This is a genomic window from Duganella sp. SG902 (assembly GCF_013376005.1).
Lineage (GTDB): Bacteria > Pseudomonadota > Gammaproteobacteria > Burkholderiales > Burkholderiaceae_D > Rugamonas.
On sequence record NZ_JABMJK010000006.1, the window covers coordinates 179,321 to 200,659 of the forward strand.

The 21,339-nt window shown below is 63.6% G+C and carries 21 protein-coding genes and 4 tRNA genes; 12 read left to right on the forward strand and 13 right to left on the reverse strand.

Annotated features, from left to right (window positions below):
* Positions 1 to 127 precede the first annotated feature (127 nt).
* From tilS to cysS, 4 genes are all read right to left on the reverse strand, one after another.
* A complete protein-coding gene (gene tilS, locus FHW83_RS15155) occupies positions 128 to 1,519 on the reverse strand; it encodes a tRNA lysidine(34) synthetase TilS (RefSeq protein ID WP_176647192.1) in 1,392 nt (463 codons plus the stop codon).
* Between the two features lie 171 nt (positions 1,520 to 1,690).
* Positions 1,691 to 2,665 carry an acetyl-CoA carboxylase carboxyltransferase subunit alpha gene (locus FHW83_RS15160; protein ID WP_154357951.1) on the reverse strand — a complete coding sequence of 325 codons (975 nt, stop codon included), beginning with the start codon at positions 2,663 to 2,665 and terminating at the stop codon, positions 1,691 to 1,693.
* A gap of 84 nt (positions 2,666 to 2,749) precedes the next feature.
* Positions 2,750 to 3,397 carry a DNA-3-methyladenine glycosylase gene (locus FHW83_RS15165; protein WP_176647193.1) on the reverse strand — a complete coding sequence of 216 codons (648 nt, stop codon included), beginning with the start codon at positions 3,395 to 3,397 and terminating at the stop codon, positions 2,750 to 2,752.
* Position 3,398: 1 nt separating this feature from the next.
* Positions 3,399 to 4,787 carry a cysteine--tRNA ligase gene (cysS, locus tag FHW83_RS15170; RefSeq protein WP_176647194.1) on the reverse strand — a complete coding sequence of 463 codons (1,389 nt, stop codon included), beginning with the start codon at positions 4,785 to 4,787 and terminating at the stop codon, positions 3,399 to 3,401.
* A 212-nt stretch (positions 4,788 to 4,999) separates the two neighbouring features.
* Here cysS and FHW83_RS15175 point away from each other — a divergent pair, with 212 nt between their 5' ends.
* The 4 genes from FHW83_RS15175 to FHW83_RS15190 all read left to right on the forward strand — a co-directional run bounded on the left by FHW83_RS15175 (position 5,000) and on the right by FHW83_RS15190 (position 7,742).
* The gene (locus FHW83_RS15175) at positions 5,000 to 5,587 is read left to right on the forward strand and encodes a peptidylprolyl isomerase (RefSeq protein ID WP_176647195.1); all 588 of its coding nucleotides are present in this window, start codon (positions 5,000 to 5,002) and stop codon (positions 5,585 to 5,587) included.
* 126 nt (positions 5,588 to 5,713) lie between these two features.
* Positions 5,714 to 6,208, forward strand: a complete 495-nt coding sequence (locus FHW83_RS15180) for a peptidylprolyl isomerase (RefSeq protein ID WP_155462301.1) — start codon at positions 5,714 to 5,716, stop codon at positions 6,206 to 6,208.
* A 2-nt stretch (positions 6,209 to 6,210) separates the two neighbouring features.
* On the forward strand, positions 6,211 to 6,978 hold the full coding sequence (locus tag FHW83_RS15185; RefSeq protein WP_176647196.1) for a UDP-2,3-diacylglucosamine diphosphatase: 768 nt from the start codon (positions 6,211 to 6,213) through the stop codon (positions 6,976 to 6,978).
* Positions 6,975 to 7,742 carry a substrate-binding periplasmic protein gene (locus FHW83_RS15190; RefSeq protein ID WP_373997219.1) on the forward strand — a complete coding sequence of 256 codons (768 nt, stop codon included), beginning with the start codon at positions 6,975 to 6,977 and terminating at the stop codon, positions 7,740 to 7,742. The genes FHW83_RS15185 and FHW83_RS15190 overlap by 4 nt, the downstream gene beginning before the upstream one ends.
* A 1-nt stretch (position 7,743) precedes the next feature.
* On the opposite strand, the gene FHW83_RS15195 is transcribed toward FHW83_RS15190, so the two are convergent.
* From FHW83_RS15195 to FHW83_RS15205, 3 genes are all read right to left on the reverse strand, one after another.
* The gene (locus tag FHW83_RS15195) at positions 7,744 to 8,496 is read right to left on the reverse strand and encodes a tetratricopeptide repeat protein (RefSeq protein WP_176647197.1); all 753 of its coding nucleotides are present in this window, start codon (positions 8,494 to 8,496) and stop codon (positions 7,744 to 7,746) included.
* 53 nt (positions 8,497 to 8,549) lie between these two features.
* Entirely contained in the window at positions 8,550 to 9,065 is a 516-nt protein-coding gene (locus tag FHW83_RS15200) for a DUF6622 family protein (protein ID WP_176647198.1), read from the reverse strand.
* 189 nt (positions 9,066 to 9,254) lie between these two features.
* The gene (locus tag FHW83_RS15205) at positions 9,255 to 9,812 is read right to left on the reverse strand and encodes a DUF1439 domain-containing protein (protein WP_176647199.1); all 558 of its coding nucleotides are present in this window, start codon (positions 9,810 to 9,812) and stop codon (positions 9,255 to 9,257) included.
* 37 nt (positions 9,813 to 9,849) lie between these two features.
* On the opposite strand from FHW83_RS15205, the gene FHW83_RS15210 reads away from it, so the two are divergent.
* The 4 genes from FHW83_RS15210 to FHW83_RS15225 all read left to right on the forward strand — a co-directional run bounded on the left by FHW83_RS15210 (position 9,850) and on the right by FHW83_RS15225 (position 12,797).
* Entirely contained in the window at positions 9,850 to 10,563 is a 714-nt protein-coding gene (locus FHW83_RS15210; protein ID WP_176647200.1) for a DUF72 domain-containing protein, read from the forward strand.
* A 79-nt stretch (positions 10,564 to 10,642) separates the two neighbouring features.
* The gene (locus FHW83_RS15215; protein ID WP_176647201.1) at positions 10,643 to 10,999 is read left to right on the forward strand and encodes a GntR family transcriptional regulator; all 357 of its coding nucleotides are present in this window, start codon (positions 10,643 to 10,645) and stop codon (positions 10,997 to 10,999) included.
* A complete protein-coding gene (locus FHW83_RS15220) occupies positions 10,996 to 11,853 on the forward strand; it encodes an ABC transporter ATP-binding protein (protein ID WP_176647202.1) in 858 nt (285 codons plus the stop codon). The genes FHW83_RS15215 and FHW83_RS15220 overlap by 4 nt, the downstream gene beginning before the upstream one ends.
* Positions 11,850 to 12,797: a hypothetical protein gene (locus FHW83_RS15225; protein ID WP_176647203.1), complete on the forward strand. Its 948-nt coding sequence runs from the start codon at positions 11,850 to 11,852 to the stop codon at positions 12,795 to 12,797. The genes FHW83_RS15220 and FHW83_RS15225 overlap by 4 nt, the downstream gene beginning before the upstream one ends.
* Positions 12,798 to 12,800: 3 nt before the next feature.
* On the opposite strand, the gene FHW83_RS15230 is transcribed toward FHW83_RS15225, so the two are convergent.
* The 4 genes from FHW83_RS15230 to rnr all read right to left on the reverse strand — a co-directional run bounded on the left by FHW83_RS15230 (position 12,801) and on the right by rnr (position 17,556).
* Positions 12,801 to 13,469, reverse strand: a complete 669-nt coding sequence (locus FHW83_RS15230) for a YceH family protein (RefSeq protein WP_176647204.1) — start codon at positions 13,467 to 13,469, stop codon at positions 12,801 to 12,803.
* Between the two features lie 10 nt (positions 13,470 to 13,479).
* Entirely contained in the window at positions 13,480 to 14,214 is a 735-nt protein-coding gene (cysE, locus tag FHW83_RS15235) for a serine O-acetyltransferase (RefSeq protein WP_176647205.1), read from the reverse strand.
* 144 nt (positions 14,215 to 14,358) lie between these two features.
* A complete protein-coding gene (gene rlmB, locus FHW83_RS15240) occupies positions 14,359 to 15,105 on the reverse strand; it encodes a 23S rRNA (guanosine(2251)-2'-O)-methyltransferase RlmB (RefSeq protein WP_229224200.1) in 747 nt (248 codons plus the stop codon).
* Positions 15,106 to 17,556 carry a ribonuclease R gene (rnr, locus tag FHW83_RS15245; RefSeq protein WP_176647206.1) on the reverse strand — a complete coding sequence of 817 codons (2,451 nt, stop codon included), beginning with the start codon at positions 17,554 to 17,556 and terminating at the stop codon, positions 15,106 to 15,108.
* Between the two features lie 286 nt (positions 17,557 to 17,842).
* Between rnr and FHW83_RS15250 the strand changes: the two genes are divergently transcribed.
* Positions 17,843 to 17,927 (forward strand) — tRNA-Leu (locus tag FHW83_RS15250).
* Between the two features lie 39 nt (positions 17,928 to 17,966).
* Here the strand turns inward: FHW83_RS15250 and FHW83_RS15255 are convergent.
* The gene (locus tag FHW83_RS15255) at positions 17,967 to 19,562 is read right to left on the reverse strand and encodes an ATP-binding protein (protein WP_176647207.1); all 1,596 of its coding nucleotides are present in this window, start codon (positions 19,560 to 19,562) and stop codon (positions 17,967 to 17,969) included.
* A 150-nt stretch (positions 19,563 to 19,712) separates the two neighbouring features.
* On the opposite strand from FHW83_RS15255, the gene FHW83_RS15260 reads away from it, so the two are divergent.
* From FHW83_RS15260 to FHW83_RS15270, 3 genes are all read left to right on the forward strand, one after another.
* Positions 19,713 to 19,797: transfer RNA gene (locus FHW83_RS15260), tRNA-Leu, on the forward strand.
* A 377-nt stretch (positions 19,798 to 20,174) separates the two neighbouring features.
* Positions 20,175 to 20,259 (forward strand) — tRNA-Leu (locus FHW83_RS15265).
* Between the two features lie 29 nt (positions 20,260 to 20,288).
* Positions 20,289 to 20,373 (forward strand) — tRNA-Leu (locus FHW83_RS15270).
* A gap of 74 nt (positions 20,374 to 20,447) precedes the next feature.
* Here the strand turns inward: FHW83_RS15270 and FHW83_RS15275 are convergent.
* The gene (locus FHW83_RS15275; RefSeq protein ID WP_176647208.1) at positions 20,448 to 21,296 is read right to left on the reverse strand and encodes an SDR family oxidoreductase; all 849 of its coding nucleotides are present in this window, start codon (positions 21,294 to 21,296) and stop codon (positions 20,448 to 20,450) included.
* Positions 21,297 to 21,339 lie beyond the last annotated feature (43 nt).

A 21,339-nucleotide genomic window follows, 5' to 3' on the forward strand; every position in this document is an offset into this window, starting at 1 on the left:
TCAAATAAAGGTAAATGGAACCCTTAACTCTACATGTCGCAGTGCAAAATAACAAGTCAAAAAGCTCATAAACTCATACTGAATAGACATATCTACATACAAAATTCGGCAGAAGCGACCTCAATGTCTATACAGCTTGCCAGCGCAGGCGCACCCTCCCCGCCCCCTCGCCCAGATGGTGGCAGTCCATGCCGATGCCGGCGGCGAACAGCAGGTGGCTGGCATTCTTGACAACCGGCAGCCGGCCGCGCTCCCAGGCCGGGATGTTGAGCGCCTGGTAATGGTATTTCAGCGGGCGGGTGGAACGGTTAGGCGCCGGCTTGAGTTTTTCCCCGCCACGGCGGAATTCGATCACCAGCTTCTGCGCGCGCAGCCAGTCGGGGTCGAGCCCCTCTTGCGCCGGTTCGAAGTGCAGCACGCCGCCGTAGGCCGGGAACGCCAGCTCGGTCTCGCCGTTCCAGATGAAGCCGGTGCCGGGCTTGTCGTCGAACTGGTCTTCACGCGTGCCTTCGAGTTCTTCCAGCTTGGGCGTCAGGTGCAGGCGGTCGCGGTAGCGGCGCACGTGGCAGTCGGGATGGGTGACCAGCAGTTGGGCGTCGTATTTGGCTTCCAACAGCTGGGTCAGCATTTCGGCCAGCCAGGCGGTGCTGGGCATGCTGTAGCCGCGCGTGGCGAACCAGTGGCGCAGCAGGTTGTAGGCGCGGTCCTGGCTCAGGGTGCGCAGTTTGCTGATGTCGAGCTGATCGCCATCCCGCGTGGCGGCCAGGTCTTGCTCGGCCAGTTCGGCCAGCAGGCGGGTGGCCGATTGCGCGTGCTGGGCGCTGCGCGCGAAGCGTTCCTGGAAGCCGGGGAAATGCTGTTCCAGCGCCGGCATGACGGTGTGGCGCAGCGCGTTGCGGGCGTAGCGCGGGTCGTCGTTGGATTCGTCGTGGATGTGGCTGATCTGGTGCTGGCTGACGTAGCTTTCCAGTTGCTTGCGCGAGGCTTGCAGCAGCGGGCGGGCCATGACGAGATTGTCGTTTTGCAGCAGGCTGGCGGCGCTGTTGGCGGCGTCCATGCCGGACAGGCCCGCCGGGCCGGAGCCGCGCAGCAGTTGCAGCAGGACGGTTTCGGCTTGGTCGTCGAGGTGGTGGGCGGTCAGCAGCAGCGTTGCGCCGTGCTCGCGGCACAGCGCGCCGAGGGCGGCGTAGCGGGCTTTGCGGGCGGCGGCTTCGGTGCCGGATTTTTTGGCGTCTTGCAGCTGGATGTGGCGGGCGGCGAATGGCACGTTCAGGGCGGCGCATTGCTGCTCGCAGTGGGCCAGCCAGGCATCGGCATTGGGGCTGAGGCCGTGGTGGATGTGGAACGCATGCAAGGTCAGCCCGTGCCGCTGCGCGTAGGCGTGGGCCAGGTGCAGCAGGGCCGAGGAGTCCAGGCCGCCGCTCAGGGCGATGGCGATGCGCGGAGCCGTGCTATCGCCACGGGCGGCGGTGACGGCGTGGTCGAAGGTGGACGTGATAGTTGGCTTTTGCTGCTTCAATCTGTGGCTCCGAAATGCAAACCGGGAGCGGCGCAGGCGCGGGCTCCCGGTGGTGTTCTATGGATCCCGGCCTTCGCCGGGATGACGGCGGTGGGGCCGTCGCACCGGCGTTCGCCGGATGACGGTGGTGGGCCGTCGCACCGGCGCAGGCCGGTGCCCATGCTGAGTATCTTATTCCTGCGGCGTGGTTTCCTTGAATTTGCCGTAGCTCATCAGCTTCTCGTGACGGGCTTCCAGCAGATCCTTGGTCTTCATGCCGTGGAACTGGCGCAGCGAATCGGCCAGCGCGCGCTTCAGCAGCGTGGCCATCTGCTTCGGATCGCGGTGCGCGCCGCCCAGCGGCTCGCTGACGATCTTGTCGATCAGACCAATCGCTTTCAAGCGGTGCGCGGTCAGGCCCAGCGCCTCAGCCGCGTCAGCCGCGCGCTCCGAGGTCTTCCACAGGATCGAGGCGCAGCCTTCCGGCGAGATCACCGAGTAGGTCGCGTATTGCAGCATCAGCACCTGATCGGCCACGGCGATCGCCAGCGCGCCGCCGGAACCGCCCTCGCCGATGATGGTGGCGATCAGCGGCACTTTCAGTTCCGCCATCACGTACAGATTGTGGCCGATCGCTTCCGACTGGCCGCGCTCTTCCGCGTCGATGCCGGGGAAGGCGCCCGGCGTATCCACAAAGGTGAACACGGGGATGCCAAATTTCTCGGCCAGCTTCATCAGGCGCATGGCCTTGCGGTAGCCTTCCGGCTTCGGCATGCCGAAGTTGCGCATGGCGCGCTCTTTGGTGTCGCGGCCCTTCTGGTGGCCGATGACCATGCACGCCTGGCCATTGAACCGCGCCAGGCCGCCCACCACCGACAGGTCGTCCGCATAGGTGCGGTCGCCGTGCAGTTCGTGGAAGTCGGTGAAGATTTCATTCACGTAGTCCATGGTGTATGGACGTTGCGGGTGACGCGCGATCTGCGATACCTGCCATGGCGTCAGCTTGGCGTAGATGTCTTTGGTCAGTTGCTGGCTCTTTTTGGCCAGACGGTCGATCTCCTCAGAGATATCGACAGCTGAATCGTCCTGAACGAAGCGTAGTTCTTCGATTTTGCCGTCGAGTTCAGCAATCGGTTGCTCAAAATTGAGGAAAGTCGTTTTGGTCATTGTACCTCCGTGTTTATTCTCGGCTGCGGCTCAGTTGCCCGTTTGTGACAGGCACAAAAAGTCCTCGCACAGCGATTAGAGTATCTATTCTACAGCAACCGGGTCGAGACTACGCCATAAATACCACGTGGCGACCGTGCGGTAGGGTTCCCAGTTGGCGGAAACCTCGCGCGCGTCGCTGCGCGAGACCGGTTCGCCGGAGAAGTAATTCTGGCTGATGCCCTGGATCAGGCCGGGGTCGTCCAGCGGCAGAACGTTCGGTCGGAGCAGATTAAATATCAAAAACATCTCGGCTGTCCAGCGGCCGATGCCGCGGATCCGCACCAGCTCGGCGATCACCGCCTCGTCGTCCATCTGGTCCCACTGGGCGGTGTGGACGCGTTTGTTCTTGAAGTGGTCGGCCAGGTCGAGGATGTACTCGGTCTTGCGCTTGGACAGGCCGCAGGCCGCCAGCTGCTCGGGGCCGGCCTTGATGATCTGCGCCGGCGTGCATTTCGGGCTGATGTCCAGCAGCTTCTTCCAGGCCACGTCGGCGACCTTGGCGGTCACCTGCTGGCCGACGATGGAACGCGCCAAGGTGGTGAACGGATCGTGATGGCCGCGCAGGTGCAGGTCGCCAAACTGCGGGATGAGCTTGTTCATGATGCGGTCCCGCTTCATGAGCTCAGCCTTGGCTTCCTCCCAGTAAGACGGCACGCCGCCCGCGGCCCCGATATCCTTGGCGATGACCATGTTATGCGCGGCGCCAGTTGGTGGTGCCGTCAGGCTTGTCTTCGAGGATGACGCCCTGCGCCAGCAGGTCGGCGCGGATCTTGTCCGATTCGGCGAAGTTGCGGGCCTTCTTGGCTTCCGCGCGGCGGCTGATGGCGTCCGCGATGGCGGCGTCATCGCCGCCGGCGCCGCCGACCGACGCTTGCAGGAATTGCTGCGGCGTGCGGTCCAGCAGGCCGATCACGGCGGCCAGGCCTTTCAGCTGGCGCGCCAGCTGCGGCGATTTCGACTTGTTCAATTCCGTGACCAGGTCGAACAGCGCGGCCACCGCCAGCGGCGTGTTGAAGTCGTCATCCATCGCCTCGGCGAAGCGGGCGGCGTGCTCCTCCTTCCAGTCGAGCGGCTGGCCGTCGCCCTCCACGCCGTCCAGCGCGGTGTACAGGCGGGTCAGCGCGCCGCGGGCGTCGTCCAGGTGGGCGTCCGAATAGTTCAGCGGGCTGCGGTAGTGGGCGCGCAGGATGAAGAAGCGCACCACCTCGGCGTCGTACTTTTTCAGCACGTCGCGGATGGTGAAGAAGTTGCCCAGCGATTTGGACATCTTCTCGTTATCCACGCGCACGAAGCCGTTGTGCACCCAGTAGTTGACCATGGTGTGGCCGAACGCGCCTTCCGACTGCGCGATCTCGTTCTCGTGATGCGGGAACTGCAGGTCGGCGCCGCCGCCGTGGATGTCGAAATGCTCGCCCAGCAGCGCCGAGCACATGGCCGAGCACTCGATGTGCCAGCCCGGACGGCCCTTGCCCCACTTGGAATCCCACTTCACCTCTTCCGGCTCGGACTCCTTCGACGCCTTCCACAGCACGAAGTCGAGCGGATCGCGCTTGCCGGTGTTGACGTCCACGCGCTCGCCGGCGCGCAGGTCGTCCAGCGACTTGCCGGACAGGCGGCCGTATTGCGGGAAGTTGCGCACCGCGTAGTTGACGTCGCCATCCTCGCCCTGATAGGCCAGCTCCCTGGCTTCCAGTTTCTCGATCAGCGCCAGCATGTGCGGCACGTATTCGGTGGCGCGCGGCACCAGCGTCGGCGGCAGGATGCCCAGCGCGGCGGTGTCCTCGTCCATGTACCGGGTGAAGCGGGTGGTCAGCTGCGAGATGGTCTCGCCGTTTTCCACCGCGCGCTTGATGATCTTGTCGTCGATGTCCGTGATGTTGCGGGCGTAGGTGACGTCGTAGCCGGAGGCCAGCAGCCAGCGGTACATGACGTCGAACGCCATCATCATGCGGGCGTGGCCGATGTGGCAGTAATCGTAGATGGTCATGCCGCACACGTACATGCGGACCTTGCCCGGTTCGATCGGTACGAATACTTGCTTGTCACGCGCCAGCGTGTTGTAAATCTTTAAATTGCTCATCGGACTCTTGCTTTTTGCTGGAGGCCTCGGGCAATACAATGGCCTGATGCGCGGCGCGCACCGGTCATCATCGTGTGCCTGGGGGAACCTCGGGAATGTTCTTGTTTCCACCTTCTAAGGGGTAGAATGGAACAAGTATAGCATTGATAAAAACAGCATAGGCCTCATCTGTAACAGGATTTTGCCTAAGCAACCTAACCAGAGGATGACTGATGTATCAAAAACTGATGACCGCCCTCGCCGGCCTCACCCTGTCCGCCGCCGTGCTGGCCGCCCCCGCCGCGCAGCAGGTCGAAATCAAGACCACCATGGGCGACATCGTGGTGGAATTGAACCGCGAGAAGGCGCCGAAGACGGTCGACAATTTCCTCAACTACGTGAAGTCCGGTTTCTATAAAGGCACGATTTTCCACCGCGTCATTGATGGCTTCATGATCCAGGGTGGCGGCTACGACGAGAAGCTCAAGGGCAAGCCGGTCAACAAGCCGGTGCCGATCGAGTCGAACAATGGCCTGAGCAACGTGAAATACTCGCTGGCCATGGCGCGCATGGGCGATCCGAACTCGGCCACCTCGCAATGGTTCATCAACGTGGAGGACAACACCCCGCTCGATTATCCGGGTCCGGACGGCTCGGGCGGCTACACGGTGTTTGGCAAGGTCGTCAAGGGTTTCGAGACCGTGGACAAGATCAAGGGCGTGCTGGTGGACGACAAGGGCATCTTCCAGAACATCCCGGTGATTCCCATCACGGTGAAGTCCGCCACGATTTTAAAGACACCAATCCAGCCGAAACAGTAAAATAGCGGCCTGCGCCAATTTCGTCATTCCGGCGAAGGCCGGAATCCATAGATCGCGAGCTCAGCATGGATCCCGGCATACGCCGGGATGACGGTGAGCTAACAATCAACCAATCAGGACAACAAAATGACCAAAGTAATCATCAAAACCAACCTGGGCACCATGACCGCCGAACTGGACGCGGAAAAAGCGCCCAAGACCGTCGCCAACTTCCTGGCCTACATGGAAGCCGGTCATTACAACAACACCATTTTCCACCGCGTCATCGACGGTTTCATGATCCAGGGCGGCGGTTTCGAGCCAGGCATGAAGCAAAAGCCGGCCGACACCACTGTGGAAAACGAAGCCAAGAACGGCCTCAAGAACGACACCTACACCCTGGCCATGGCCCGCACCTCGGCGCCGCACTCGGCTTCGGCGCAGTTCTTCATCAACGTGAAAAACAACTCCTTCCTGGACTACCCGGGCCAGGACGGCTGGGGCTACGCCGTGTTTGGCAAAGTGGTGGACGGCACCGACGTCGTGGACGCCATCAAGAAAGTCAAAACCACCCGCAGCGGCATGTTCGCCGACGTGCCGGCGGAAGACGTGGTCATCGAAAGCATCGAACTGGCTGCTTAATAATGAGTGCAGTCTGCGCGCTGTTCATCTCCGATCTGCATTTGCAGCCCGCGCATCCCGCCACCAGCGCAGCGTTTTTCGACTTCCTGGAGCGGCATGCGCGGCACGCGCAGCAACTGTACCTGCTTGGCGACCTGTTCGAGTACTGGGCCGGCGATGACGACATCGCCGATACCTTCCACGAGCAGGTGGTGACGGCGTTGCGCGCCGTCAGCGACGCCGGCGTGGCGGTCTACTGGATCGCCGGCAACCGCGACTTCCTGGTCGGCGCCCGCTTTGCCGAGGCGGCCAACGTCATCCTGCTGCCCGAGACCTGGGTGGCCGAGATCGGCGGCCAGAAGGTGGTGGTGCTGCACGGCGACGCCCAGTGCACGCGAGACACCAAATACATGGAATTCCGCGCCATGGTGCGGCAGCCGGCCTGGCAGGCGCAGTTCACCGCCATGCCGCTGGCGCAGCGCAAGGCCATCATCGCCGGCCTGCGCGCCGACAGCCGCAAGGAACAAGGCGGCAAATCCTACGAGATCATGGACGTGACGCCGCAGGCGATCCTCGACGTGTTCGAGGAAACCGGCACCGACGTCATGATCCACGGCCACACCCACCGCCCCGCCCTGCACCACGTCAACCACGACGGCCACATGCGGCGCCGCTACGTGCTGCCGGACTGGGAACCGGACGCCACGCCGCCGCGCGGCGGCTGGATCGCCATCGACGAAGCCGGCGTGATTACCCGCCACGACCTGAGCGGAGCGGTGATCCCATCGTGAACCAGCCGCCCCTGCTAGCCGGCCTGTGCGCCGCCTTGCTGGGCGTGGCGGTGCACGCCGCGCCAACCCAATACACCGTCGCCTGGCGCGACAAGCCGCCCTATCACTACATCGAAAACGGCGTGCCCAAGGGTTTCCTGCTGGCGCGCTCGCGCGAGATTTTCGATAGCGCCGGCCTCAGCGCGCGCTTCGTCAACGAACCGCAGAAACGCATCTGGGCCAACTTCCAGCACGGCGCCACCAACTACTGTTCGATCAGCTGGTATCGCCTGCCCGAGCGCGAGGCGGTGGCGCAGTTCAGCCAGCCGATCCACGAAGACCTGCCGCACACCATCCTGATCGCGCCCGGCATGGTGCGGCAGGTGCAGGCGCACGCCACGCTGGAATCACTGCTGGCCGACCCCAGCCTGACGCTGGGCGCGATTGAAGGCGTGTCCTACGGCCCGGTGCTGGACCAGGCCATCAAGACCAGCAAGAACCAGCTCATGAGCCGCACCGTGGAAACCACGCAGATGATGCGCATGCTGGCCGTGGGCCGCGCGTCCTTCATGTTCGTCGACCGCGAGGATTGGGATTTTTTCCGGCAAAAGGAAAAGTCGGCGCAGAACCTGGTGCGCTACGACCTGCCGAACATGCCGCCCGGACTGCGGCGCTACATCGTTTGCAGCCGCGACGTGCCGCCGGACGTCATGAACAAGCTCAACCAAGCCATCGCCGCGACCGGCGGCATCAACAACCCCGGCCACAGCAAGCCCGCCAGATAACTTAACGGTTGACCGACGCCATCGCCGAGTCCAGGCGGCGCACCAGCTGCTGATTGAGGTCGCGCGTGTGGCGCGCCCAGCGGTCCATGGTGCGTTGCAGTTCGGCGTACAACTGATTGGCCTTGTCGGCATCGCCCACGCCGGCCGCCCAGATGGCGAACTCGGCCTGCACGGTGAAGCTGTTGTGGCGGCTCAGCGCGTATTCGAACTCGGCGCGCGCGTCCTCATTGCGGCCGGCGGCGGCCAGCGCTTGCGCCAGCAGCAGCGACACCTGCTCGGGACGGAACTTCTCATCGCTGGCGCGGATGGTTTGCAGATGCGACACCGCCGCCGCCGCGCGTCCGCTGGCCAGCGTGGCCTGCGCCGCGCCGTAGCGGATCTCCAGATCGCCGGCGAACGGACCTTGCAGGCAAGCCTCGTAGGTGGACGCCGCCTCCTCCGCGTTACCGGCCGCCAGCAATGCGCTGGCCAGGCGCATCTGGTTTTGCGCGGTCGGCGTGAACTCATAGGCCTCGCGCGCCTCGCGCAGTTCGCGGCCCGGATCCAAAGTCTTGGCCGCCACCGTCACCGCCTTGCGCGCGCCGTGCTGAATCTTCGAATTCGGCAGGTAAATGGCAAAGAAATACACGATGCTGCCCAAGCCCGGGAACAGGAACAAAATCACCACCCAATACAACTGCTGACCGCTGCGGATCGCATGGATGGCGAAGAAAATCGCCACCAGCACATGCAACCCCACTCCAAAAATTTCCATGACCTGCCCCTGCAATCAAAATGAACCCAGATTGTAGAAGCTCCGGCCCCGCATCACAAGGCGGCCGCGGCCGCGGCCGCGGGTTGGCGCAGGTAGGCGGCGGCGTAGCGCGCCAGGCGGCCGATGAACACGCCATTGAACAGGCCGTACAGCGTGGTCACCGCCAGCGAACCGGCCAGGCCGTGCACCAGTTCAGGACGCATCACCGACAGCACGCCGACGGTGTACTTGGTGACAAAGATGGCGATCATCAGCATCAGCGGCGCCCAGCTGCCGCGCTGGAACACCGTGCCGGCGGCGCGGTTGACGGCGATCTCGCCCTTGCTCAGCTTCCACACCAGCGCCACGGCCACCGCCACGCCGGCGGCCCAGGCGGCCCACACCGCCTCGCCCAGCACGCCATGGGTGTTAATGCTGGTAACAGCCAGCACCAGCATCACACCGGGGATGATCGCCAGCTTTTGCAGGGTCAGTTCACGGTCCTGGCTGGCCAGGTAGCCGCGATACAGCAGGAAGGCCAGCAGGGCCCAGACGTAGACAGGGGTATGTGCGAGGATTTGGCCGATCATTTTTAGCTCCGTAAAGTGCGTTTCGATGGAGCCATGATGCGCGATCCGTCCGTGCGCCGGATCGCCATGCGACGAAATGCACCGACACGGCGCGAAATGCCGCCAGCCGGCGCGAAATAATTCGGGGTCAGCTCTGGCAATCGGACATTTTGGGCGTGAAATGTCCGATTGCCAGAGCTGACCCCGAATTTATTGGGCGGGTTGCAGCTTGGCGACCAGGCCGCCGGGGCGGGTGTCGATGCCGGTCAGCACGAATTGGACGCCGGCGTAGCGCAGGTCTTCGGGACGGAAGGTGTGCACCGGCACCTCGTGGATCACTTTGTCGCTGAGCAGGTTGACCACGCTGGCCAGCTGGTTTTGCTTGCCTTCGTCCAGGTTGTCGAGGATGAAGCGGTCGACGTGGGCGTCGGCGATGTAGATGGCGTTGCGCGGGCTGTCCACCCGCAGCCGCCCGGAGATCAGCATGCTGCCATGCCACGATTGGCGCGCCAGCAGCGGCGTCACGCCCAGGTCCACGGTCAGCGCCACGCGGTCGTTCTCGGGCATGATGGCCAGCCGCGGATGACTCAGTTCCACCTCGAACACGCCCAGCGCGCGCTGGTGCAGCGGGAATTTACGGTCCAGGCTGGTTTGCAGGCGCTCTTGCGGCAGTTCCACCTCGCGCGGACCGATCAGGCCGGCGCACGCGGCCAGCAGACCGGCCATCATCAGCGGCGCGGCAAATTTCGCATAGCGTTTAAGATTCATCGGGAGATCCTTCAAAAATACCAGACACGCGCATTATATGACCCTGACGAGAATAGGTAGTGCCGGTTGGAGCATCAGTCGCGAGGCCGCGCCCTTCTTCACCGGAACCGGCAGCCATCTGCAGCGCTACGCCACCGTGCTGAACGCCGCCGAGATCAATTCCTCGTTCTACCGCCCGCACCAGCAGCAGACCTACGCGCGCTGGGCCGACAGCGTCCCCGACGATTTCCGCTTCTCGGTCAAGCTGCCGCGCACCATCACCCATGACCAGCGCCTGCTGGACGCCGAAGCCCCGCTCGACCAGTTTGCCGCCGAGACCGCCGGGCTGGGCGCCAAGCTGGGCTGCGTGCTGGTGCAGCTGCCGCCCAGCCTGCGGTTCGACCCGGCCGCCGCCGGGCGCGCGTTGCGGCAACTGCGCGAGCGCTTCAGCTGCATGCTGGCCTGCGAGGCCCGTCATGGCAGCTGGTTCGGCGAGGAGGCCAGCGCCCTGCTGCACCAACATCATGTCACCCGCGTGATCGCCGATCCGCCCGCCGGCCAGCCCGGCCCCTACGTCGCCACCAGCGATGACGCCTACATTCGCCTGCACGGCAGCCCGCGCATGTATTTCTCCTCCTATGACGAGGCTTATCTCCGTGACGTGGCCGACTGGCTGCAAGGCCGCGACGGCTGGTGCATCTTCGACAACACGGCCTCCGGCGCCGCCATCCTCAACGCCCTGCAACTGCAAAAAATACAACGCTCACGCTAAATCGCTTGTTTTTTTGATTTCTAGTGTTATAGTTAACTACAACACCACTTCATCAACACAGCGTAAGGGGTACCTATGTATGTGGAATGACAACGCGCCGATTTATCGGCAGCTGAAAGACAAGGTCGTCGGCATGATGCTGGACGGCCTGTTGAAACCGGGCGACGCCCTGCCCTCGGTGCGGCAGATCGCCGCCGATTATCAACTCAATCCGATCACGGTCTCGCGTGCCTACCAGGAACTGGTGGACGAGACCCTGGTCGAAAAACGGAGGGGTTTAGGTATGTACGTGACTGATGGCGCCCGCGACAAACTGCTGGCCACCGAACGCGAACGCTTCCTGCGCGAGGACTGGCCGGCCCTGCTGGAACGCATCCGCCGCCTCGGGCTGGATCTGGAAACGCTGCTGAAGGCGGCGCCCGGAGGTGCGGCATGAGCGCCATCATCACCGCCACCAATCTCGGCAAGCGCTACGGCAAGCAGACCGCCCTGGACGGCACCAGTTTCAAGGTCGAGGCAGGCCGCATCGTCGGCCTGATCGGCCCCAACGGCTCCGGCAAGACCACCACCCTCAAGGCCATCCTCGGCCTGACGCAGTTCGACGGCGAGCTGTCGGTGCTGGGCATGGACCCGCGCACCCAGCGCGAGGAACTGATGAACGAGGTCTGCTTCATCGCCGACGTGGCCATCCTGCCGCGCTGGCTCAAGGTCAAGGACGCGATCGATTTCGTCGAAGGCGTGCATCCGCGCTTCGACCGCGCCAAGGCCGAGAAGTACATCGCCAACACCAAGCTGACGCCGGACATGAAGGTCAAGGCCATGTCCAAGGGCATGGTGGTGCAGCTGCACCTGGCGCTGGTGATGGCCATCGACGCCAAGCTGCTGGTGCTGGACGAACCCACCCTCGGGCTGGACATCCTGTACCGCAAGCAGTTCTACCAGAACCTGCTGGAAGACTACTTCGACGAGAACAAGACCATCCTCATCACCACCCATCAGATCGAGGAAGTCGAGCACATCCTCACCGACCTGATGTTCATCGAAAACGGCAAGATCTCGCTGGCCGCGTCGATGGATGAGGTGGGCGAGCGCTTCACCGAGGTGATGGTGGAGCCGCAGTTCGTGGCCGCCGCCAACGCGCTGCAACCGCTCAGCCAGCGCACCGTGTTCGGCAAGGCCGTGATGCTGTTTGATGGCGTGCACCGCCAGCAGCTGTCGAATTTTGGCGAACTGCGCACGCCCAGCGTGGCCGATCTGTTCGTCGCCACCATGAAAGGAAGCTACGCATGAAAACCATGAAATGGCTGATCAAGCGCGAGATGTGGGAGAACAAGGGCATGCTGCTGTGGACGCCGGTGGTGATCGCCGTCGCGGTGGCGGTGCTGGCCCTGGCCAGCATCTTCCTCGGCAAGTCCGGCAACTTCGAGGTGCAGGGCCAACACATCGGCAGCGTCACCATCGAGGGCAAGATGCGCGCGCAGATTGCCGAGATGATGGCGCAAGCTTACGTCGCCGCCGGCATGCCCGTGCTGATGCTCCTGAGCCTGCTGGTGTTCTTCTACTGCCTGAACGCGCTGCACGACGAACGCCGCGACCGCAGCCTGCTGTTCTGGAAATCGCTGCCGGTGTCGGATTTCACCACCGTGATGTCCAAGCTGCTGCTGGCGGTGGTGGTGGCGCCGCTGATCGCGATCGGCATCGCCATCGCGCTGGGCCTGGTGATCCTGCTGGCCGCCTGCGTGATGCTGGCCATGCACGGCACCAATATGTTTGGCGCGGTCTTGTCGCAGCCGGACTTCTACCTGACGCCGCTGCGGCTGGTGGGCTTGCTGCCGGTGTACGCGCTGTGGGCCTTGCCGACCGTGGGCTGGCTGCTGATGGTGTCCAGCATGGCGCGCTCCAAGGTGTTCCTGTGGGCCGTCGGCACGCCGCTGATCACCACGCTGCTGATGCTGTGGGCCGAGAAAGCGCTGCACCTGGGCTTCAACACCGGCTGGTTTGCCAGCAATGTCACCAGCCGTCTGCTGCTGAGCGTGGTGCCCGGCTCGTGGCTGAACTTCCCCCACAAGGAGGAGATGACCGAAGCGGTGGCGCAGCGGATGGCGGTGCCGGAGGTGATCTTCAACCTGTCGTGGGCGTCGCTGGGCAACGCCAGCATGTGGGTCGGCGCCATCGCCGGCGTGGCGATGATTGCCGTCGCCGTCACCATGCGCCGCCGCCGCGAAGAGGTGTAAGCCTTACTCGAACTGCTTGCGGAATTCGGCAAACTGCGCGGTGAGCTCATCCACTTGCTGCCGCAGTTGCTGGACTTCCTGCTCCAGCGCGCCGATGCGGCTGCCCTGCCCGCCGCCGCTGACCGATCCGCCCAGGCTGGCCGCCGTCTCCTCGCGCGCCAGCGCCTCTTCCCCGCCCAGCAGCTGGCCGTAGCGCGGTTCCTTGGTCCCCGGCGCCAGCGCCAGGCGCGACACCAGCGGCGGATATTTATCGATCAGGAATTGCAGCGCCAGCTCGACGTCGCCGACCGATTTGAAGTCGTGCAGGCGGCCGGTGCGGGTGCGGATTTCACCCGCCGTTTGCAGGCCGCGCAGCATCAACACGGTCAACACGGCCAGCTTGTCCTGCTCCAGAGACCACTTGATGCGCATGCGGTGCTCGTACTTGGTCACGCGCGCGCCCGCTTGCGTGATGCCGTTGACGTATTTGCGCTGCATGAGCCGCTGCAGCACGTCGGCCACGGTCTCTTCCGACAATGCCATCACCGGATCGCGGCTCGATAGCTGATTGCAGCCATTGACCAGCGCGTTGAGCGACATCGGATAGTTATCCGGCGTCAGCGCTTCCTTTTCGGCCAGCACGGCCAGTACGCGGATTTCAAACGGGTCCAGTACTTCTGCACCTTCTTCCATGACGGCTTCCTTATTCGACGAGCTTGTTCAGTTGGGCGGAATTCAATTTATCACACTCGGGTACGCTCTGGCACTCCAGCCCCGCCGCCTTCATGGTTGCCACCAGCTGCTCGATGCGCTGCTCCTGCTTGACGGCGTTTTCGATCAAGCCGCGCAGGGCTTTGGACAAGGGATCGTCGCCATTCGGCGTGACGCCGTACGCGGCGAACGGATTGGGCACGGCGTTGACTTCCTTCTGCACGATGTGGGCCGGATTGCCGACCGCCGTCGCGCCTGGCGGCACAGGCTTCAGCAGCACCGCGTTGGAGCCGACCTTGGCGTACTCGCCCACGGTAAAGCCGCCCAGCACCTTGGCGCCGGCGCCGACGATGACGCCGCGCGCCAGGGTCGGATGGCGCTTGGTGCCGGTGTGCAGCGAGGTGCCGCCCAGCGTCACGCCCTGGTAGATGGTGCAATCGTCGCCCACCTCGGCGGTCTCGCCGATCACCACGCCGAAGCCGTGGTCGATGAACACGCGGCGGCCGATGGTCGCGCCCGGGTGGATTTCAATTCCGGTAATGATGCGGGCGAGATAAGAGATGAAACGGCCCAGCCATTTCATCTGATGGGTCCAGCACCAGTGCGCCCAGCGGTGCATGACGATGGCTTGCAGGCCGGGATAGCAGGTCAACACCTCCCAGGCGTTGCGGGCGGCGGGATCGCGTTCGATGATGCTGTTGATGTCTTGGCGCAGACGATGAAACATGGCTTATGTGGAATGACAACCGAAATGCCTATGTTAGCGCATTCGATTAGGAGTTGCTGAGGTGGGATTGTCGGCAGATCTGCCGGTCTATGGGTTCCCGCCTTCGCGGGAATCCATACTGAAGCGGATTCGCCGGAAAGCTTGTCAGCCTTCCTTTGCGAGACGCTGGCGGCGCGCCTCGTACAGACAGACGCCAGATGCAACGGACACGTTCAGACTCTCGACCGAGCCGAACATTGGAATGCTGACCAGCATGTCGCAGGTCTCGCGCGTGAGGCGGCGCATGCCCTCGCCTTCCGAACCCATGACCAGCGCGGTCGGGCCGGTGAAGTCGGCTTCGTACAGGCCTTTTTCGCCGTCGTCCGAGGTGCCGATCAGCCAGATGTCGCGCTCTTTCAGTTCGCGCAGGGTGCGCGCCAGATTGGTGACGGTGATGTAAGGCACGGTCTCGGCCGCGCCCGACGCCACCTTGGCGGCGGTGGCGTTCAAGCCGACCGCGCGGTCCTTCGGCACGATCACCGCGTGCGCGCCGACGCCATCGGCCACGCGCAGGCAGGCGCCCAGGTTGTGCGGATCGGTGATGCCGTCCAACACCAGCAGCAGCGGCGGGCCGTCGATGGCGTCCAGCAACTCATCCAGATTGCGCGCCAGCGCCAGCTGCGAGGCGAACGCGATCACGCCTTGGTGACGGCGGGTGCCGACGATCTTGTCCAGACGCGCCGAATCGACCGGCATCACACGCACGCCAGCCGCTTTCGCGTTGGCGATCAAATCCTTCATGCGGCGGTCGTCGCGCGTGGCGTCGACGAAAATTTCTTCCACCGAGGCGGCTTCGTGACGCAGGCGCGAGGTCACCGCGTGGAAACCGAAAATCATTTTGTTCTTGCTCATTTATCGCTTCTTCTTACTTTTTGGGGCAGCTTTTTTGACTGCTCTGGGTTTGGCTGCCGGCGCCGCCTTGGGCTTGCTGGCAGCCTTCTTGGCGGCTGGCTTTTTAGGCGCAGCAGCCGGCTTGCGGGTGGTCGGCTTGGCGGCCGGGATCGCCGGGCCAGGCTTGATGTTGGTCTTGTTCGCCTTGGAAGGCGCGTCGGGCTTGCCTTCGCGCGGCTCGGGCGCATCGGCGCCGGCCAGGCGCAGGTCGATCTTGCGCGACTCCAGGTCCACGCGCACCACCTGCACGCTGACGTGGTCGGTCAGCTGGAACTTCTTGCCGGTGCGCTCGCCCTTCAGCTCGTGGCGGGCGTCGTCGTACTGGAAGTAATCCTGGCCCAGGTCGGTCACGTGCACCAGGCCTTCGACGAACAGCTGATCCAGCTGCACGAAGATGCCGAAGGTGGTCACGCCGGTGATGATGCCGGTGTATTCCTCGCCCAGCTTGTCCTGCATGAAGTAGCACTTGAGCCAGTTCTCGACGTCGCGCGAGGCTTCGTCGGCGCGGCGCTCGTTGGCCGAGCAGTGCACGCCCAGCGCGTCCCACACGGTCATGTCGGCGGCTTTTTTCTCCTTGCCTTCGGCCTTGTCCTTGGCCTGCTGCTTGCGGGTGGCGTTCGAGACGTTGGTGTTCAGCACGCTGGTGCTGGCGATCTTCGGCTCGTACTTTTTGCCCAGCAGGATGGCCTTGATGGCGCGGTGCGTCAGCAAGTCCGGATAGCGGCGGATCGGGCTGGTGAAGTGGGCATACGCCTCGTACGCCAGGCCGAAGTGGCCGATATTGTCCGGCGAGTACACCGCCTGCTGCATCGAGCGCAGCAGCATGGTTTGCAGCAGCGACGCGTCCGGACGCTCCTTGATTTCCCGCATCAACGCGGCGTAGTCGGCCGCGGCCGGCTTGTCGCCGCCGCCCAAGTGCAGGTTGACCTGCTTGAGGAAGGTGCGCACCTGCTTCAGCTTTTCAGCGGTCGGCGTGGCGTGGATGCGGTAGGTGCCCGGGTGCTTGTGGCGGATCAGCAGATCGGCCGCGCACACGTTGGCGGTCAGCATGCATTCCTCGATCAGGCGGTGCGCGTCGTTGCGGGTGCGCGGGATGATCTTTTCGATCTTGCCGTTCGGGTTGCAGACGATGTAGGTTTCGGTGGTTTCAAAATCGATGGCGCCGCGTTCGGCGCGCGCTTTCAGCAGCGCCTGGAAAACGTCGTACAGGTTCAGCAGGTGCGGCACGATGCCTGGACGGCGCGCGGCTTCCGGCCCCTTGGTGTTGCCGAGGATGTCGGCCACTTCGGTGTAGGTCAGGCGCGCGGCCGAGTGGATCACGGCCGGGTAGAACTGATAGGCCTTGATTTCGCCCTTGGCGGTGACCACGGCGTCGCACACCAGGGTGAGCCGGTCGACCGCCGGGTTCAGCGAGCACAGGCCGTTGGACAGTTTTTCCGGCAGCATCGGAATCACGCGGCGCGGGAAGTAGACCGAGGTGCTGCGTTGCAGCGCGTCCGCGTCCAGCGCATCGTTCGGCTTGACGTAGTGGCTGACGTCGGCAATCGCGACGATCAGGCGGTAGCCTTTGCTGCGGCCGATCTTGATCGGTTCGCAATAGACCGCGTCGTCGAAGTCGCGCGCGTCCTCGCCGTCGATGGTGACCAGCGGCACGTCGCGCAGGTCGACACGCTCGCCCCAATCGCTTTCGCGCACGTGGTCCGGCAGCTTGTTGGCTTGCTTGAGCGCGGCGTCAGAGAACACATGCGGCACGCCGAACTTGCGCACGGCGATCTCGATTTCCATGCCGGGATCGTCCAGCGAGCCCAGCACCTCAACGATCTTGCCGACCGGCTGCTTGAAGCGCATCGGCTGCTCGGTCAGCTCGACGCTGACGATCTGGCCGGCCTTGGCCTTGCCGATCGAGCCCTCCACCAGCACATCCTGGGGGATGCGCTGATCTTCCGGCGCCACGATCCAGGCGCCGTTTTCGTTCAGCAGGCGGCCGATGATGTGGGTGTTGGCGCGTTGCGTGACTTCCACGATCGTGCCTTCCGGACGGCCGCGGCGGTCCACGCCGACGATCTTGGCCAGCACGCGGTCGCCATGCAGCACTTTCTGCATTTCCTTCTCGGGCAGGAACAGATCCTCGCCCGGCTCGTCCGGGATCACAAAGCCGAAGCCGTCGCGGTGGCTGCTGACGCGGCCGGCGATGAAGCCGGTCTGCGTGGCCAGCGTGTAGTGGCCGGTGTCGTCGACGATGATCTGGCCGTCGCGCTGCATCGCGTTCAGGCGGCGCGACAGGATGGCCTGGGCCTCGGTGGCGACTTTGAGCGATTTCGACAGGGCGCGCAGGTCTAGCGGGCCTTTGGCGCTGCGGAAGATGCCGAGAATTTCCTCACGGCTGGGAATGGTGTGTGTAGATTGGTTCAAAAGTTTTTCTTATTTTTACAGTGTTAGCATATATATGGCACGGCGACAGGCGTAGTGTACTTGGAAACGCCAAGCTTGACCATTTCACGCGGCGTGGCGGACGCCGGCCGAAAATTTTTACGGGAGGCATTTGACTTCGCCGAAGATTCCTCTATAATTCTGTCTCCCGCAGCGCAAGCGGCGGGATCTGCAAGACAGGGTTGATGTGCAGTAAGGAATGTCAAAGTTCATCTGGCGCAAAACTCTCCCGGTCGATATAATAGCAGAGTTGTTGAGCAGCATCAGTGCCCACGTGGCGGAATTGGTAGACGCGCATGGTTCAGGTCCATGTGCCGCAAGGTGTGGGGGTTCGAGTCCCTCCGTGGGCACCACAGAATTCCGCGTTAAAAGCCTCCCTCGGGAGGCTTTTTTCATTCTGTCCATTCCAGTTTCAAGTGCGCGCCTATCTCGCGCAGCAAATCATGTTCGTTGACCGGCTTGGGCAGGAAGGCCTTGGCGCCCACCTCCAGCGAACGCTCCTCCTCTTCCGGCGTGGAACTGGCCGAGATGATCAGCACCGGCGTATCGGCGGTGCGCGCGTCGGCGCGCAGGCGGCGCAGGGTTTCGATGCCATCCATGCCGGGCATCACCATATCCAGCAGCACCATGTCCGGTCGCACGGCCTGCGTCTGCATCAGCGCCGACATGCCGTTCTCCGCCTCCAGCGTGCGGAAGCCGAGCGAACCCAGCAGGTCGCGCAGCAGCGCGCGGTTGGTCGCCACATCATCCACCACCAGGATGGTCTTGCGCGGCCCGACATAGCCGGTGGCGATGTGCTCGGTCCCCGCCGTCGCGCCCGGCGCCTCGACCACCGGCAGCGGCACATCGAACCAGAAGCGGCTACCCTTGCCCGGCGCGCTTTCCACCTGCAGCTTGCCGCCCATCAGCTGCACCAGCTGACGGCTGATCGCCAAGCCGAGGCCGGTGCCGCCGGCGCGCCGGGAAACGTCGCCCACCTGCTCGAACGGCCGGAAAATCGCCTCATGCTGCGCCGGCGCGATGCCGATGCCATCATCAAGGACCTCGAAGCGCACGCGCGCCACATCGGCGCCCTGCCCCGGCTCGGCCGGCAGCGGCAGCACATGCAGACGCACCGCGCCGCGGTCGGTGAACTTGAGCGCGTTGCCCAGCAAGTTCAGCAGGACCTGGCGCAGCCTCGTCTCGTCCACGCTCACGGCTTGCGGCAGGCCGGCGATCAACGCCAGCTCAAAATGCAGATGCTTTTGCTCGGCGCGCACGCGCATGATGTCGGCCACCACCGACAGCAACTCGCCCAGCCGGACCGGCTTCGGATGGAACTCCATCTTGCCGGCATCCACGCGCGACAGGTCGAGCACATCGTTAATCAGCGCCAGCAAATGCTGGCCGCCCTGCTGGATGGTGCTGATGCCGGCCTGCTGGGCCGTGCTCAGGCTCTTGTCGCGCTTGAGGATTTGCGTGTAGCCGAGGACGGCGTTGAGCGGCGTGCGCAGCTCATGACTCATCGAGGCCAGGAAAGCGCTCTTCGCGCGGTTGGCCACCTCGGCGCGCTCCATGGCGGCGCGCAAATCGTCGTTGGCCTTTTGCAGCTCGGCGTTGACGGCAGCCAGCTGCGACGGACTGGGGATGCGCAGCGCGATCGGCACCAGCCGGATCATCGCGACGGCGGTGACCACCGAGGCGGCGGCGGTGATGGCCTTCAAGGTCACCGACAGCACATAATCCGGCTTCCACACCACCCAGATATCGACCACATGGGTCGCGCCGCAGGCCAGGATGAACACGCCGAAAGCGATGAACATCCAGTCAAACGGCATATCGCGCCGCTTGCGGATGAAATAAATCAGGCTGACAGGGATGGACAGATACGCGAGCGCGATCAGGGCGTCGGAAATCACACTGGTCCAGAGGATGGAGGGAATCCACAGAAAACAATGGCCGTGGGGCATGAAGCCTTCGCTGCTGAACCAGTTACTGACCATTTCCATTTCCAATCTCCGGATTGTTGAAATGACAGTATTAAGCTTACGAAACAGCATCACAAGATGCAAGAAGAAAAATACTTGCAGAAAACAAGCCTACCCCGTACAATGCTGGCCTCTGATGCGGACAAAACGCAACAGAGCAGCAGTAAAAATGCCCACGTGGCGGAATTGGTAGACGCGCATGGTTCAGGTCCATGTGCCGCAAGGTGTGGGGGTTCGAGTCCCTCCGTGGGCACCAGAATTCCGCAAAAAAGCCGCCCGGCTGAACGCGTTCAAGATCGCGTTCATGCCCGGCGGCTTTTTTGTTTTCCACCCCGATTCGGGGTCAGCTCTGGCATTCGGACACGAGCTGCGCACCATTGAGACAACTCAACGTCCCCTGCATGATTTTTGTGTTCAACCGTTGTTATGAACGGCGCATTAGCTAGCCGCTTCCCGAGTGAAGACATTGATATTCATCAGACAGTGGCACCCCATGTCCGAATGTCAGAGCTGACCCCGAATAATAATTTCACAAAAGCAGGCAATTGCTATTGACGGTTGGTCAATCGCCCTTTAAGATGCGTGCCTTCTGTTGCAGAACAACGCGACAGGAAGTAGCGAGACAGTATCAGCGCCCACGTGGCGGAATTGGTAGACGCGCATGGTTCAGGTCCATGTGCCGCAAGGTGTGGGGGTTCGAGTCCCTCCGTGGGCACCAAGCGCTGATGACTGTTGATGTTACAAAATGCCCACGTGGCGGAATTGGTAGACGCGCATGGTTCAGGTCCATGTGCCGCAAGGTGTGGGGGTTCGAGTCCCTCCGTGGGCACCAGAATTCCGCAAAAAAGCCGCCCGGCTGAACGCGCTCAAGATCGCGTTCGTGCCCGGCGGCTTTTTTCATGCCGCTTACAGCGCCGCTTTGACGGCGTCCGCCAGCGAAATGGTGGGGCGGCCGATCAGCTTGCCCAGCGTGCCGCTGTCGTCAAACAGCGCGCCCTTCGCGGCTTGCGCGTCGGAATCGGCGATCAGTTCGGCCAGCGGCGCCGGCAGGCCGACGTTCAGCAGCAAATCACGATACGCTTCCTGCGGCAGGTTCTGGAACGGGATGTTCTTGCCAGTCTGGCGCGATACTTCGGCCGCCAGGTCCGCCAGCGTGAAGCTGGTGTCGCCCGCCAGCTCATACACTTGCTCCACCGGCGCGGCGCTGGCCAGCACCACGGCCGCCGCTTCCGCGTAATCCGCCCGCGCGGCCGCCGCGATGCGGCCCTCGCCCGCGCTGCCGGCCAGCGCGCCATGCGCCACCGCGCCACCCAGGCTGCCGGTGTGGTTTTCGATGTACCAGCCGTTGCGCAGCAAGGTGTATGGCACGCCCGCCGCACGCAGGGCGTCCTCGGTCTCGCGGTGCTCGGCGGCCAGGCTCAGCGTCGAACGGTCGGCGTGCAGCACGCTGGTGTAGGCCAGCAGGCTGACCTTGGCGCGGGCGGCGGCGTCGATCACGTTGCGGTGTTGCGCCACGCGGTTGCCCAGGTCGTTCGACGAGATCAGCAGCACTTTGCTGGCGCCGGCGAAGGCCGCGTCCAGCGAGGCCGGATCGTTGTAGTCGGCGCGGCGCACTTGCACCCCTTGCGCGGCCAGGTCGGCCGCCTTGGCCGGGTCGCGCACGGCGGCGACGATCTGCGCCGCCGGGGTGGTTTTGAGCAGGTTGGCAATCACGAGACGGCCCAGTTGGCCGGTTGCAGCGGTTACGACAATCATGGAATCCTCCGTTTAAAAGTTGATGAGGCCATGATATACGTTA

Bases quoted from the DNA above. Each gene is read 5' to 3' on its own strand.
- FHW83_RS15255 (WP_176647207.1), bottom strand. From the start codon at position 19,562: ATGGAAATGGTCAGTAACTGGTTCAGCAGCGAAGGCTTCATGCCCCAC.
- FHW83_RS15185 (WP_176647196.1), top strand. From the start codon at position 6,211: ATGAGTGCAGTCTGCGCGCTGTTCATCTCCGATCTGCATTTGCAGCCC.
- FHW83_RS15275 (WP_176647208.1), bottom strand. From the start codon at position 21,296: ATGATTGTCGTAACCGCTGCAACCGGCCAACTGGGCCGTCTCGTGATT.
- FHW83_RS15225 (WP_176647203.1), top strand. From the start codon at position 11,850: ATGAAAACCATGAAATGGCTGATCAAGCGCGAGATGTGGGAGAACAAG.
- FHW83_RS15160 (WP_154357951.1), bottom strand. From the start codon at position 2,665: ATGACCAAAACGACTTTCCTCAATTTTGAGCAACCGATTGCTGAACTC.
- rlmB (WP_229224200.1), bottom strand. From the start codon at position 15,105: ATGAGCAAGAACAAAATGATTTTCGGTTTCCACGCGGTGACCTCGCGC.
- FHW83_RS15220 (WP_176647202.1), top strand. From the start codon at position 10,996: ATGAGCGCCATCATCACCGCCACCAATCTCGGCAAGCGCTACGGCAAG.
- FHW83_RS15210 (WP_176647200.1), top strand. From the start codon at position 9,850: ATGACCCTGACGAGAATAGGTAGTGCCGGTTGGAGCATCAGTCGCGAG.
- FHW83_RS15165 (WP_176647193.1), bottom strand. From the start codon at position 3,397: ATGGTCATCGCCAAGGATATCGGGGCCGCGGGCGGCGTGCCGTCTTAC.
- FHW83_RS15180 (WP_155462301.1), top strand. From the start codon at position 5,714: ATGACCAAAGTAATCATCAAAACCAACCTGGGCACCATGACCGCCGAA.
- cysE (WP_176647205.1), bottom strand. From the start codon at position 14,214: ATGTTTCATCGTCTGCGCCAAGACATCAACAGCATCATCGAACGCGAT.
- FHW83_RS15205 (WP_176647199.1), bottom strand. From the start codon at position 9,812: ATGAATCTTAAACGCTATGCGAAATTTGCCGCGCCGCTGATGATGGCC.
- FHW83_RS15195 (WP_176647197.1), bottom strand. From the start codon at position 8,496: ATGGAAATTTTTGGAGTGGGGTTGCATGTGCTGGTGGCGATTTTCTTC.
- FHW83_RS15200 (WP_176647198.1), bottom strand. From the start codon at position 9,065: ATGATCGGCCAAATCCTCGCACATACCCCTGTCTACGTCTGGGCCCTG.
- FHW83_RS15175 (WP_176647195.1), top strand. From the start codon at position 5,000: ATGTATCAAAAACTGATGACCGCCCTCGCCGGCCTCACCCTGTCCGCC.
- cysS (WP_176647194.1), bottom strand. From the start codon at position 4,787: ATGAGCAATTTAAAGATTTACAACACGCTGGCGCGTGACAAGCAAGTA.
- FHW83_RS15215 (WP_176647201.1), top strand. From the start codon at position 10,643: ATGTGGAATGACAACGCGCCGATTTATCGGCAGCTGAAAGACAAGGTC.
- FHW83_RS15230 (WP_176647204.1), bottom strand. From the start codon at position 13,469: ATGGAAGAAGGTGCAGAAGTACTGGACCCGTTTGAAATCCGCGTACTG.